This window comes from Streptomyces sp. NBC_00212, assembly GCF_045206365.1.
In the GTDB taxonomy this organism is placed as follows: Bacteria; Actinomycetota; Actinomycetes; order Streptomycetales; family Streptomycetaceae; genus Streptomyces.
The window spans coordinates 5,355,950-5,368,654 of the sequence record NZ_CP108115.1; the positions used below are offsets into that span (position 1 = coordinate 5,355,950).

Below are 12,705 nucleotides of genomic sequence, written 5' to 3' on the forward strand. Positions count from 1 at the left end.
CTGATACGTGGTCATGCTCAAGCGGAGGGGGACGTCCCGCTTACCGGCGGGGCGGTGCAGCGTACCGTCCGGATCCGGCCACGCTCACCACCAGGGCGACGGCCGCCGCGCAGACCGGGACCAAGTAGCCCATGTCCGCGCCCGCTTGCTCGATGGCCTGGCCGCCGGTGGCCGAGCCCACTGCGATGCCGCCGAGGATCGCGGTGACGGCGAGGGTCATGCCCTCGTTCAACTGGCCCTCGGGGGTGCGGCGCTGGACCAGCGTCATGCCGGTGACCATGGTGGGCGCGGTGGCGGCGCCCGCGCACAACAGGGCCGCCGCGAGCACCGCGAGCGAGCCGCCGCTCCGAGCCGCGAGCAGCGGCAGGCACATCAGTACGGTCATGGCCCCGACGCAGCCGACGAGCCGCCGGGACGTGCCCCGGGCCGGGCGCGCTGTCCCGTACAGGAGTCCGGCGACGCACGATCCGGCCGCCTGGAGCGCGAGCACCCCGCCTGCCGCTGAGGGGTGGCCCAGCCCGTCGGCGTACGCGATGGTGACGACCTCCAGGGAGCCGAACACCACGCCGGTGGCGAGGAAGACCGCGAGGAGCGGGGCGAACCCCCTTGCTCTCAAAGGGGACTTGGCGGCCGGCGTACGGGGTGCGGCGGGCGGCTCGGTCGTGCGCTGGGCGGTGAAGAGCAGCATGCCCGTCATCAGCAGGACCGTGCCGACCAGCGTGCCGGCCTCGGGGAACAGGGCCGAGCAGAGGAAGGCCGCGGCGACCGGGCCGAGCATGAAGCAGAGCTCGTCGGCGGCCTGCTCGAAGGAGTTGGCCGTGTGTAGGGCAGCCGGATCATCGCGGTGCAGGTGGGCCCAGCGGGCGCGGGACATGCCGCCGGTGTTGGGGGTGGTGGCGGTCGCGGCGTACGCGGCGAACAGGGTCCAGTCCGGGGCGCCGAAGTGCACGCACAGGAGCAGGGCCAGTGAGCCGAGGACAGCAACTGCCGTTGCGGGTACGGCAATTCGGGCCTGGCCGTGCCGGTCGACGAGCCGGGCCGTCCACGGGGCGACGAGCGCGGTCGCGGCGAGGCCGGTGGCGGTGACGGCGCCTGCGAGGGCGTACGAGCCGCGCGCGCCCGCGATCATGATCACGGCGCTGACGCTGAACATGCCCATGGGGAGCCGGGCGACGAGGTTGCCGAGCGTGAAGGCGCGGGCGCCGGGGGTGCGGAAGAGGCGTATGTAGGGGTTCGGGCGGCGGGCGAGCGGGGTCGTTTGCGGCATGCCCCGATCCTCGCGACGCCCTGGTGATGGGGTCCAACACCTGATCAGGGACCATTCACGCACCCTTGTTGTCAACGCCCCTGATGTTGTTGACTTCCCCCTCGTGCCCCACGACCTGGACCCGCGGCTCCTTCGCTCGTTCGCCGCCGTCGCCGACGAACTGCACTTCACCCGCGCCGCCGCCCGGCTGTTCGTCGCCCAGCAGGCGCTGAGCCGCGATGTCCGGCGCCTGGAGCGGGAGTTGGGCGCCGAACTCTTCGTGCGGACCACCCGGGCCGTCGCGCTCACGGCGGACGGGGCGCGGCTGCTGCCGTACGCCCGCAAGGTGCTCGCCGCCCACGACGAGCTGCGTGCCGCGTGGGCCGGCGCAGGGTCCGCGCGGCCGCTGCTCGTGGACGTTTCGGCGCCCGTCGGCACCGGGGCGCGGGTGCTCGCCGAGGCCCGCGAACAGGCGCCTGGCGTCGAGTTCGTGGCCCGGTTCATCAGCGGGCTCACCGGCGCGGCCGCCGAGATCCTGGCCGGGCGGCTCGACGTGTCCTTCGGCCGGGTGGCCGGGCTCGACCCGGCGGTGCTCGCGGGGCTCGGCCACCAGCCGGTGCGCTACGAGCGGATGGCGGTGCTGCTCGACCGGGAGCACCGGCTCGCGGGGCTCGCCGAGGTGCCGTTGGACGCGCTGGCCGGGGAGACGCTGTACGCGGCGGCCGGAAATCCGGCCACCGCCGAGTGGACCGACCTCGCCGAACGGCTCTTCGCCGGGCGCGGCATCGAGATGGCGGCGCCGTTCCCGGAGATCGCGGGGGAGGAGGAGTTCGTCCGGGTGGTGCGCAAGCAGGGCTGGTCGGTCCTGGCCAGCACCGAGTTCATGGACGTGCCCGGCATGGTCGTGCGCCCGCTGACCGGACCCGTACCGCTGGCTCCGGTGTCGTTGGTGTGGCGCAAGGGGCTCTCGCATCCTGGCGTGGACGTCCTGCGGCGGGTCGCCAACGAAGCCTCAGCGGCGCACGGCTGGCTGGAAAAGCCCGCCGAAAGCTGGCTGCCGGAGCCCGACATGTCCCTGATGGCGGCTGATGCCCCGCATGTGGCCCGCCGAAGGCGAACATCGCGCGATACGTGAACACATGTCCACAGCCACGTGCGCTACATTCATCGCCCGGGTGCGGCGGGATAGTGGGGGCGCTCGGAACGGGTGGGATTTCCCCGTTCCGGATGGTGGCGCCCGGGAGTCGTGCGCGCAACCCGCGAAACACATTTCAGGGAGTGCGTACGAACATGGACAGTCGGATATCCAACGGGCCGGGCGGACAGCCCCGCCCAGGCCACCCGGTGGGTGACCAGCCGCCACGCGACCAGACGATGCAACTCGGCGTGTTCGCCGAGGAGTTGACCACGCCCACGCGGCGGCTGACCAAGCCCGATCCGCGGTTGACCAAGCCTGAACCGAAGGCGGTCAGGACCGATCCGCGGCTGGTCAAGCCCGATCCGCGGGTGGCCAGGCCCGAGCCGCACGCGACCGCGCCCACACAGCAGTTGGCCAACCCCGATTCCGAGCTCCATCCCGAGCTCCATCCCGAGCCCGCGCCCGTTTCGCGGTCCATGACCCAGAAGATCCCGATCTTCAAGCCGCTGCGGGCGGCCTCGGCCGAGCAGGCCGTGTTCGTCGACGTCAGCGGGAAGCGCGGCAAGAAGCTGCGCTGGCTCGGCTGGCTCTTCGGGCTCGCCGCCACCGGCTTCGCCGTGGCGCTCGTCGGCTCGCTGCTCGGCGGCAGCGCCCGCGCCCCCGGTCTCAACCTGCCCGACAAGGCCGACGCCGTGACGGCGCCGCCCAAGGCGACCGCCTCGGCGGCCCCGCAGCCGAAGGCGTCGCCCTCGAAGAAGGCCGTGGTCCCCGTGCACAGCGCCTCCAAGGCGCCCTCGCCGAAGTCCTCCAAGTCCTCGCACAGCGCCACCCCCGTCACGGGGCACAGCCCGGTGAACTCCAAGGTCTCCCCGCGTCCCGGCACCTCGCACAAGCCGGTCACGCGGGCAGCCTCCCCCTCCGCCGGCAAGACCGGCGCCTGAGCACCGCCGTCCCGGCCCGCCCGCAGTGGTCCGGACGGCGCCCTGAGCGGTCTTGGTGAAGTCAGAGCCTGTGTCTAAACCCCGCCCGGGCCCGCGCGGGATTTAGACACAGGCTCTCAGCCCACCGGCCCGCACTCGACGCGCTCCACATCCCGCGGAGCGCTTGGCACCAACCCCGTACGGCCACCACGGCGTACCGGCCCGAAGGCGTAACGACACCTGCCATGAGAACCACCAAGGCCAAGCCGCGGCCAGCGCGACGCAAGCGGCTGCCCATGCGCTATCTGCTGCCGCTGCTGCTGCTCGTCGCGCTCGTCGCGATGCTGATGCTGCGCGGCTATGTGCACAGCGAGATCCAGGCGGACCACCGCGTACGCGACCCCGCACCCACCGACAAGGTGCCCGAGAAGATCATCGACGGCGGGCCGGTCATCGACGCGCGCAACGCCGCCAAGCCGGTCAGCCTGCAGATACCGGACCACAAGATCGTCATCACCTTCGACGACGGCCCGGACCCCACCTGGACGCCGAAGGTCCTGGACGAGCTGAAGAAGTACCACGCGCACGCCGTCTTCTTCGTGACCGGAACCAACGCCTCGCGCTACCCGGACCTCATCAAGCGCATGGTGGCCGAGGGCCACGAGGTGGGCCTGCACACCTTCAACCACCCCGACCTGTCCTACCAGTCGAAGTCGCGCATCGACCGCGAGCTCTCCGAGAACCAGCTCGCGCTCGCGGGCGCCGCGGGCGTGCACAGCTCGCTGTTCCGGCCGCCGTACTCCTCGTTCGCCGACGCCATGGACAACGACACCTGGCCGGTCGTCCAGTACGTCGGCAGCAAGGGCTACGTCGTGGCGCTCGACTCCACCGACAGTGAGGACTGGCAGCGCCCCGGCGTCAAGAAGATCATCCACAACGCCACCCCGGAGGACGACAAGGGCGCCATCGTCCTGATGCACGACTTCGGCGGCGACCGCTCGCAGACCGTGGCCGCGCTCGACAAGTTCCTGCCGGACATGCAGGAGTCGGGCTACACCTTCGTCAACCTCACCACCGCGCTCGGCGCGCCCAGCGCGCTGACCCCGGTCAAGGGCATGGACCTGTGGAAGGGCGAGGCCTTCGTGGGCGCCGTCCAGGTCGCCGAGCACACCACCGACTTCCTGGTCGCCGGCCTCGCGGTCGTCGGCGTGCTGGTCTTCGCCCGCTTCGGGCTGATGCTGGTGCTGTCCTTCGTGCACGCCCGCAAGGTGCGCAAGAAGGACTTCCAATGGGGCCCGCCGGTCACCGAACCGGTCTCGGTCCTGGTGCCCGCGTACAACGAACGCGAATGCATCGCCAACACTGTTCGTTCGCTCATGGCGAGCGATCATCCGATCGAAGTGATCGTCATCGACGACGGTTCGAGCGACGGGACCGCCGACATCGTCGAGGCGCTCGGCTATCCCAACGTACGCGTGGTGCGCCAGGAGAACGCCGGCAAGCCCGCCGCCCTCAACAACGGGATCGCGCACGCCCGTTACGAGCTCGTCGTGATGATGGACGGCGACACCGTCTTCGAGCCGTCCACCGTCCGCGAACTGGTGCAGCCCTTCGGTAACCTGCGCGTCGGCGCCGTCGCGGGCAACGCCAAGGTCGGCAACCGCGACTCGCTCATCGGCGCCTGGCAGCACATCGAGTACGTGATGGGCTTCAACCTCGACCGCCGGATGTACGACCTGATGGGCATCATGCCCACCATCCCCGGCGCGGTCGGCGCCTTCCGCCGCCAGGCCCTGGAGCGGGTCGGCGGCATGAGCGAGGACACCCTCGCCGAGGACACCGACATCACCATGGCCATCCACCGCGACGGCTGGCGCGTGGTCTACAGCGAGAACGCCCGCGCCTGGACCGAGGCCCCCGAATCCGTCCAGCAGCTCTGGTCGCAGCGCTACCGCTGGTCGTACGGCACCATGCAGGCGATCTGGAAGCACCGCGGCGCCATCAAGGACCGCGGCGCATCCGGCCGCTTCGGCCGCTTCGGCCTGCCGCTCGTCGCCGCGTTCATGGTGGTGGCCCCGCTGCTCGCCCCGCTGATCGACATCTTCCTCCTGTACGGAATCGTCTTCGGCAAGACCGAGCAGACCATCGTGGCCTGGCTCGTCGTGCTCATGATCCAGGCGGTGTGCGCGGCCTACGCCTTCCGGCTCGACAAGGAGAAGCTCACGCATCTGCTCTCGCTGCCCCTCCAGCAGGTCCTGTACCGGCAGTTGATGTACGTCGTGCTGCTCCAGTCCTGGATCACCGCGGTGACCGGCGGCCGCCTTCGCTGGCAGAAGCTGCGCCGCACCGGCGTGGTCGAGGCGCCGGGCAACCCGGCCGCACGGAAGGCGGCGGCGGGATGACCTCGTACGTGGAAGTTCCGGGAGCGGCGGCCACCCCCGCCGCCCCGGCGCCCCGGGCGCCCGCGCGCGACCGGTACTTCGATTTCCTGCGCGCCCTCGCCCTGTTCCGGGTGGTGCTCTACCACCTGATGGGCTGGGCCTGGCTGCCGCTCGCCTTCCCCTCCATGGGCGTGATGTTCGCGCTCGCCGGAAACCTGATGGCCCGCTCCCTGAAGCGGCCCGCCGTCCAGGTCGTACGGGGCCGCCTGCGCCGGCTGCTGCCGCCGATGTGGCTGCTCGGCGCGGTCGGCATCACCGGCATGCTCGCCCAGGGCTGGGGCCCCGACTCCGACGGGCACCCCGCCTGGTGGTGGGGGCACCTGCTGTTCTGGGTGGTCCCGCTGAGCGACCCGCCGTACGGGGCCGGGCTGCCCGGCATTCATCACGTACTGGGTGACAACTGGGGCGCCAACCTGGCCGAACCGCTCTGGTACCTGCGCGCCTACCTGTGGTTCGTGCTGCTCTCGCCGCTGTTCCGGACGTTGCTGCGGCGCCTGCCGTGGCTGACGATCCTCGCCCCGGTCGCGATCGCCGCGCTCGTGGACTTCGTGGACCTGGGCCTGCCCGAGCGCATCGACTCCGCGCTCACCGACTTCGCCACCTTCGGCGCCTGCTGGATCCTCGGCATGGCCCACCAGGCGGGCGTCACGCGGAAGTTGCCGAACTTCCTGATCCCCTCGCTCGCCCCCATCGTGATGGCCCTCGGCTACTGGTGGGCGGTGCGCGGCGGGTTCTCGATCACCGGCGACACCGAGCTCGACTCGATCCCGCTCGCGCAGACCCTGTGGTCGCTCGGCGCGGTGCTCCTGCTGCTGCACATCAGCCCCTCGTGGGAGCAGTGGCCGGCCCCGCTGCGCCGCTGGGACCGCCTGATCACCCTGCTCAACTCGCGGGCCGTGACGGTCTACCTGTGGCACAACCTGTGCATCCTGGTCGCAGCCACCGTCTGGGACGACCTGTGGAGCATCGACGCACTCGCCGGCGCGGGCAAGTTCCTCAACAGCTCGTGGCCGGTACTCGCCGTGACCTGGGTCCTCATCGGCCTGTGCGTGCTGTGCTTCGGCTGGGTCGAGGACGTCGCCGCCAAGCGCCGGCCCCGGCTCTGGCCCGCCTGACGGACCCGGGCGGCGGCCGTCTCACCGCCGCCGCCCGGACCCCGTGAAGACAAGGTTGCACCCCGGTCACCCGGCGGCACGCGGCCGAAACCCTCCCTCCCTACGGTCGCTGTCACGTGAAGCGAACCGACCGTGGAGGCATGATGGCTGGCCGTTGGATCGAGCGGTGGGACCCCGAGGACGACACCTTCTGGCGGGAGACCGGCGAGCGCGTCGCCCGGCGCAACCTCTTCCTGTCCGTGTTCTGCGAACACATCGGGTTCTCGGTCTGGAGCCTGTGGTCGGTGATGGTGCTCTTCATGGGCCCCGGCTACGGAGTGGACCCCGCGGGCAAGTTCTTCCTGATCTCGGTGGCGACCCTCGTCGGCGCCCTCGTCCGGATCCCCTACACCTTCGCCGTCGCCCGCTTCGGCGGCCGCAACTGGAGCGTCATCAGCTGCCTGCTGCTCCTGCTCCCGGCCGGCGCCGCCTGGCTCGCCATGGAGCCCGGCACCTCGTACACCACGTTCCTCCTGGTCGCGGCACTCGCCGGGGTCGGCGGGGGCAACTTCGCCTCCTCGATGACCAACATCAACGCCTTCTTCCCGCTCCGCAAGAAGGGCTGGGCGCTCGGACTCAACGCGGGCGGCGGCAACATCGGCGTACCGGTGGTGCAGCTCGTCGGGCTGCTCGTCATCGCGACCGCCGGGGCCACCCACCCGCGCATCGTGCTCGCCGTCTACATCCCGCTGATCGTCATCGCCGGGCTCTGCGCGGCGCTGGGCATGGACAACCTGGCGCCGGTACGCAACGACACGGGCGCCGCCAAAGAGGCGCTGCGGGACGCGCACACCTGGATCATGGCGTTCCTGTACGTCGGCACGTTCGGCTCCTTCATCGGCTACAGCTTCGCCTTCGGCCTCGTACTCCAGACCCAGTTCGGCCGGACCCCGCTGCAGGCCGCCTCGCTCACCTTCATCGGGCCGCTGCTCGGCTCCGTGATCCGGCCGGTCGGCGGCCGTCTCGCCGACCTGTACGGCGGCGCCCGCATCACCCTGTGGAACTTCGCCGCGATGGCCGCCGCGACCGGCGTCGTCCTGTACGCCTCCGTCCAGAAGTCGCTGCCCGTCTTCCTCACCGGGTTCATCGCCCTGTTCGTACTCAGCGGGCTCGGCAACGGCTCCACGTACAAGATGATCCCCGGCATCTTCCAGGCCAAGGCGCTCGCCCGCGGGCTGTCCGGCGAGGACGCGGCGGCCTACGGGCGGCGGCTCTCGGGGGCGGCCATGGGGTTCGTCGGGGCCATCGGCGCACTCGGCGGGCTCGCCATCAACCTCGCCTTCCGGCAGTCCTTCCAGACCGTGGGCACCGGCACCGCCGCCTTCGCCGCCTTCCTGGCCTGCTACGCGGCGTGCTTCACGGTGACCTGGGCGGTATACGTACGCCGACCTGCCCGGACACTCCACGCCGCCGCGCCCGCGCCCGCCTACGCCGAGGTGTGATCCTTGTCGGTGGGGGGTGACGTAACACCCGGGAAACCACGGTGAACCCCGGGCGTCACGCCCCGTTGGCAGGCTCGGACGCCCCCGCACCACCTGGAGAGTCATGTCCGCAGAAGCAGAAGTGGCCGCACCGCACGGTCCGGGCGGGCCCCTCGGTGGATTTACCGTCGGCGTCACCGCCGCCCGCCGGGCCGACGAGCTTGCGGCGCTGCTCACCCGCCGCGGGGCCGCCGTGCTGCACGCGCCCGCGCTGCGGATCGTGCCGCTCGCCGACGACAGTGAACTCCTCGCCGCCACCCAGGAGTTGATCGCCAAGGTGCCCGACACGGTGGTGGCGACCACGGCCATCGGTTTCCGCGGCTGGGTCGAGGCCGCCGACGGCTGGGGGATGGGGGACGCGCTCCTGAAGACCCTCAAGGGCGTCGAACTCCTCGCCCGCGGGCCCAAGGTCAAGGGCGCGGTCCGGGCCGCCGGGCTCACCGAACAGTGGTCGCCCTCGTCCGAGTCGATGGCCGAGGTCCTCGACCGGCTGCTCGCCGAGGGCGTCGCGGGCCGGCGCATCGCGATCCAGCTGCACGGCGAGCCCCTGCCGGGCTTCGTGGAGGCGCTGCGTGCGGCCGGCGCCGAGGTCGTCGGGGTGCCGGTCTACCGCTGGCTGCCGCCGCAGGACCCGGCGCCGCTCGACCGGCTCCTGGACGCCACCGTCTCGCATGGCCTGGACGCGCTCACCTTCACCAGCGCCCCGGCCGCGGCCTCGCTCCTGAGCCGGGCAGAGGAGCGAGGCATGCTCGCCGAGCTGCTGCTCGCCCTGCACGACGACGTCCTGCCAGTCTGTGTCGGCCCGGTCACCGCGCTGCCGCTCCAGGCCCGCGGTGTGACCACGCTGGCCCCCGAGCGCTTCCGGCTGGGCCCTCTCGTCCAGCTCCTGTGCACCGAACTCCCGGCCCGCGCAAGGGTGTTGCCCCTGGCCGGCCGCCGCGTCGAGATCCGCGGCCACGCGGTTCTGGTGGACGGCGAGCTGAAACCCGTACCCCCGGCCGGCATGGCCCTGCTGCGCGCCCTGGCCCGCCGCCCCGGCTGGGTGGTGGCCCGCGCCGAACTCCTTCGCGCACTGCCCGGCTCGGGCACGGACGAACACGCCGTGGAAACCGCGATGGCCCGCCTGCGCACGGCACTTGGCGCCCCCCGGGTCATCCAGACAGTGGTGAAGCGCGGCTACCGGCTCGCGCTCGACCCGGCGGCGGACGCGAAGTACGCGGAGGGCTGAGCGGGCCCGGCCGAGTGGCGTCCTCGTAGGACGGGTCCGCCTCTACGGCCTCTTCTTGAGCCCGTTCACCATGTCGAAGGCGTGCCGGGGGCCGGGCCGGGGCGAGAACTGGCCGACGAGTTCACGGAAACAGACCAGGGCGGTGATCGGCGGAATTCCGACGACTACCATCGCGAAAAGGGAATGCGGCGCCTGGCCGATACACATGGCCACCGCAGTGCCGGAAGAGATCAGCATCACCGCCCAGGACCGCCGGGCGGTCCGGTGCTGAACGGATGCCCGCAGGATGGACAGACCTGCCAACAGCCACGGCCCGTACACCGTCAGCGGCCACCAGCGCGCCAACTGAGGCGACGCCCCGAGCAGCGCGATGATGCGCAGCTGATTGTACGAATAAGAGATGGACCAGGTCAGTATCGTCACCGCGCAGATGGTGATTATTGTGATCAGGATCGAGACGGCGATGATCCTCCGTTTTCCGGCGAGGACGTGAAATCCTGACCGAGGCCGCCGCCGGCTGACCTGGCGGTGCGAGTGCCTGTCGCCGTCCAAAGGGGGAGGCGCCGGATCCACGCTGTGTGTCGGCTGCAGGATCCGGGCCAGTTCCTCGTCCGGATCCCAGACTTCCGACGGGGTCTCCGGATCGGGCGTGCGCCACATGTGCTGCACGTCGATCGGCTGGGTGTAATCAGGATATTGGTCTACCGCATCATAATCGGCTCTCATTCCGAATCCTTTCGATCACTTGCTTCTCCGTGCGCGGGTGGGGGTTGTCTCAGCCGGAGTGCGAGCCCTGGGCCGACCATCCCGCCGTCGCGGCCTGCATGTATTCACTCTCCATCCGGCCGATGGTCGCGAGGAACTCCTCAAGCAGGTCCGAGCAGTGCATGAGGCCTCCCAGCTCCCCGGAGTCTTCCTGGTGCGAGAGGAGCGGACGAGCCTTTTCTGCGTTCTTTTCCTTCAAAGTCACGATCGCCTAACGAGCATCACGCGGCGCGAGGCGTCGTACATTCGGGGGAATGTGGGCCGCTGAAACCCTCCTGTATATCGGATTACAGTCCCTGGTCGATGAAATTCCGAGACGAATTACAGGGTTTTGCCCGAGGGGGTTTTCAGCCAAGATCCATCGAGCCGGCCCGGCGCTTCAACTGACGTATCGTTTCGGCTCGTTGGGCGGGACGAGCACGGTGACGGGGACTGTGTCCGGTCGTTGAGCCGGGCGGTCGAGGGAAGTGCACAAGGGGTCCCGGGACGTTCGTCGTCCCGGGACCCCGTGCCCTTCAAGCACCCTGGCCGGTCCGCCGGGTTCGCGCGTCGAACGCGGGTCGGCGGCGCCGCGCGGAAGGAACGCCGGAGCTGGTGGCGACGGGGGCGCATTCTGAACCGGCGTCGTACTCGGTACGCGGCGGCTCGGCCCGAGGGATGGGCGGGCGGCCAACCGGCTGCGCCCGGCCCCGGGCTGTGCCTGCGGCGCCGGGTTCGACGGCCGACGATGCGGCTGGAGCCATCTCCCCCTGCGCCTCCGGGCCCGGTGACACCACCCCGGGCCCGGAGGCCAGTGGCCCTCGTGCGTAACCGCGAAGAACAGGACGAGGGCAGGGCCTTGGCGGAAGGCGTGCGGTGCGCCTTGTCAGCCGACCTTGCTGTTGCAGCCCATGTCCGAGCCGAGGTGGGCGGGCTGCGCGCCCGGGGCGCCTTCGCCGTTGAGCCCGTTGCCCAGCAGGGCGTTGAGGGCGCCGACGCTGCCGAGGACATCGATGTTCATGTCGTGCGAGCGGCACTCGGAGTTCTGCATGATGTCGGTGTCGTGCGCGCCCTCCTCGCCGTGCGCGAAGGCGGTGCCGCCGCCGAAGGCGCCGATGCCGCCGAGGACGGCGACGCCGACGAGGGCGACCTTCTGGATCTTGCGCATTTCTTCTCCGTTGATCGAGCTGATGTGGTGTGCGACAGATGGAGTTGAGCGGTGGAGATTCGCGGAGAGGCGATCAGCCGAGTCGGGGCAGACCCAGCTGACCCACGGGCGGCGCCGCGAGCTGGCCGAGGCCGAGCCCGGGTACCTGCGGGGCGCTGGCCGGCGCGATCAGCGGGTTGATGAGCGGGTTCACCGTGGGGTTCACCTGCGGGTTCACCTGCGGGGCGACACGAGGCGCGGGCTCCGGGTTGAAGACCTGGGGCATGGCGACCTGGGGGGCGACCTGCGGAGTGACCTGCGGTGCCGCCTGCGGCATGATCTGCGGCTGCGGCCCGGCCTGTGCGACACCCGTCGACTGGGCGTAGGCGGCCGCCTGCGGCGGCGCCGCCGGGGGAGCCATCAGCGGCTGGGCGTACGGCTGCTGGTTGGAGGACTGCGTCGTGCTCGACGCGCTGGACACCGACGTGGCCTGCGCCCGGGGCGGCTGGTACTGCGGGGGTGCGTACTGGGGCGGCGGCGCGTACTGCGGGGGTGCGTACTGCGGCGGGGGCCCGTACTGCGGGGGCCCGTACTGCGGCGGCGGCGCGTACTGCGGGGGCGGCCCGTACTGCGGGTACTGCGGGGCGGGCGCGTACTGCGGCGGCGGCCCGTACTGCGGGGGTGCGTAGTCGGGTGCCGAGTACTGGGGACCAGGCGCCGGACCGGGACCTCCGTACCCGTACCCGGGTGAGTCGGCATGGCTGACGCCGACGCCGACGGCGGACAGACCGCCGGCCGCTGCTACTACGAGCGCGGCCTTGTGAAGCTTTCGCATGGAACCCTCGGCCCTTCAATACCTGTACAGGGGAAATCCGTTGCATTCAGTGCAGTCTTGCGTGCGCTCAGTCTGATATTCACACTGCGCCCAAGCGGGGGAAATGGGGGCTGCCTTGTGGACTTCACGCCGGAGTCGACGGCGGATCCCGTTGGCCCTCTCTCCGGATTCGCGGTCGCCGCCTTCTCCCTGCTGGCAACGACGTTTCCTCCGGCCCGGTCACGGGATCCAAAATTCCGTCACCCATTTGCCATCACCCGCCGCACCACGGACGAGTGAGGACGTGCCGCTCCTGTCACGAACAAGTGCGAGCCGGACACTCCTGCGTTGACGATTCAGATGATGATTCGCACCCTTCGGCAAATGGGTGA

Annotated in this window: 11 protein-coding genes; 6 read left to right on the top strand and 5 right to left on the bottom strand. The window is 70.8% G+C overall.

The window, feature by feature from the left end:
• Window positions 1-40: 40 nt before the first annotated feature.
• On the bottom strand, window positions 41-1,267 hold the full coding sequence (locus tag OHA17_RS24495) for an MFS transporter (protein WP_406508384.1): 1,227 nt from the start codon (window positions 1,265-1,267) through the stop codon (window positions 41-43).
• Between the two features lie 103 nt (window positions 1,268-1,370).
• Here OHA17_RS24495 and OHA17_RS24500 point away from each other — a divergent pair, with 103 nt between their 5' ends.
• The 6 genes from OHA17_RS24500 to OHA17_RS24525 all read left to right on the top strand — a co-directional run bounded on the left by OHA17_RS24500 (window position 1,371) and on the right by OHA17_RS24525 (window position 9,608).
• Window positions 1,371-2,381 (top strand): LysR family transcriptional regulator, encoded by a 1,011-nt coding sequence (locus OHA17_RS24500; protein ID WP_406508385.1) that lies wholly within the window; start codon window positions 1,371-1,373, stop codon window positions 2,379-2,381.
• A 155-nt stretch (window positions 2,382-2,536) separates the two neighbouring features.
• Window positions 2,537-3,325 (top strand): hypothetical protein, encoded by a 789-nt coding sequence (locus tag OHA17_RS24505; RefSeq protein WP_406508386.1) that lies wholly within the window; start codon window positions 2,537-2,539, stop codon window positions 3,323-3,325.
• 275 nt (window positions 3,326-3,600) lie between these two features.
• Window positions 3,601-5,706 (top strand): bifunctional polysaccharide deacetylase/glycosyltransferase family 2 protein, encoded by a 2,106-nt coding sequence (locus tag OHA17_RS24510; RefSeq protein ID WP_406510800.1) that lies wholly within the window; start codon window positions 3,601-3,603, stop codon window positions 5,704-5,706.
• On the top strand, window positions 5,703-6,860 hold the full coding sequence (locus OHA17_RS24515) for an acyltransferase (protein ID WP_406508387.1): 1,158 nt from the start codon (window positions 5,703-5,705) through the stop codon (window positions 6,858-6,860). Before OHA17_RS24510 ends, OHA17_RS24515 begins: the two co-directional genes overlap by 4 nt.
• 143 nt (window positions 6,861-7,003) lie before the next feature.
• Window positions 7,004-8,341, top strand: a complete 1,338-nt coding sequence (locus OHA17_RS24520; RefSeq protein WP_406510801.1) for a nitrate/nitrite transporter — start codon at window positions 7,004-7,006, stop codon at window positions 8,339-8,341.
• Window positions 8,342-8,444: 103 nt separating this feature from the next.
• Window positions 8,445-9,608: a uroporphyrinogen-III synthase gene (locus OHA17_RS24525; protein ID WP_398872361.1), complete on the top strand. Its 1,164-nt coding sequence runs from the start codon at window positions 8,445-8,447 to the stop codon at window positions 9,606-9,608.
• A gap of 42 nt (window positions 9,609-9,650) precedes the next feature.
• Here OHA17_RS24525 and OHA17_RS24530 read toward each other — a convergent pair whose 3' ends face one another.
• From OHA17_RS24530 to OHA17_RS24545, 4 genes are all read right to left on the bottom strand, one after another.
• Entirely contained in the window at window positions 9,651-10,334 is a 684-nt protein-coding gene (locus OHA17_RS24530; RefSeq protein ID WP_406508388.1) for a DUF2637 domain-containing protein, read from the bottom strand.
• A 49-nt stretch (window positions 10,335-10,383) separates the two neighbouring features.
• On the bottom strand, window positions 10,384-10,578 hold the full coding sequence (locus tag OHA17_RS24535; RefSeq protein WP_406508389.1) for a hypothetical protein: 195 nt from the start codon (window positions 10,576-10,578) through the stop codon (window positions 10,384-10,386).
• Window positions 10,579-11,238: 660 nt separating this feature from the next.
• Window positions 11,239-11,520, bottom strand: a complete 282-nt coding sequence (locus OHA17_RS24540) for a hypothetical protein (protein ID WP_189966143.1) — start codon at window positions 11,518-11,520, stop codon at window positions 11,239-11,241.
• A 73-nt stretch (window positions 11,521-11,593) separates the two neighbouring features.
• Window positions 11,594-12,334, bottom strand: a complete 741-nt coding sequence (locus OHA17_RS24545) for a hypothetical protein (protein WP_398872359.1) — start codon at window positions 12,332-12,334, stop codon at window positions 11,594-11,596.
• Window positions 12,335-12,705 lie beyond the last annotated feature (371 nt).

What these genes read in the sequence shown, in the direction of transcription:
- OHA17_RS24520 (WP_406510801.1), top strand. Translation starts at nt 7,004, where the DNA reads ATGGCTGGCCGTTGGATCGAGCGGTGGGACCCCGAGGACGACACCTTC.
- OHA17_RS24495 (WP_406508384.1), bottom strand. Translation starts at nt 1,267, where the DNA reads ATGCCGCAAACGACCCCGCTCGCCCGCCGCCCGAACCCCTACATACGC.
- OHA17_RS24545 (WP_398872359.1), bottom strand. Translation starts at nt 12,334, where the DNA reads ATGCGAAAGCTTCACAAGGCCGCGCTCGTAGTAGCAGCGGCCGGCGGT.
- OHA17_RS24510 (WP_406510800.1), top strand. Translation starts at nt 3,601, where the DNA reads ATGCGCTATCTGCTGCCGCTGCTGCTGCTCGTCGCGCTCGTCGCGATG.
- OHA17_RS24505 (WP_406508386.1), top strand. Translation starts at nt 2,537, where the DNA reads ATGGACAGTCGGATATCCAACGGGCCGGGCGGACAGCCCCGCCCAGGC.
- OHA17_RS24540 (WP_189966143.1), bottom strand. Translation starts at nt 11,520, where the DNA reads ATGCGCAAGATCCAGAAGGTCGCCCTCGTCGGCGTCGCCGTCCTCGGC.
- OHA17_RS24515 (WP_406508387.1), top strand. Translation starts at nt 5,703, where the DNA reads ATGACCTCGTACGTGGAAGTTCCGGGAGCGGCGGCCACCCCCGCCGCC.
- OHA17_RS24530 (WP_406508388.1), bottom strand. Translation starts at nt 10,334, where the DNA reads ATGAGAGCCGATTATGATGCGGTAGACCAATATCCTGATTACACCCAG.
- OHA17_RS24525 (WP_398872361.1), top strand. Translation starts at nt 8,445, where the DNA reads ATGTCCGCAGAAGCAGAAGTGGCCGCACCGCACGGTCCGGGCGGGCCC.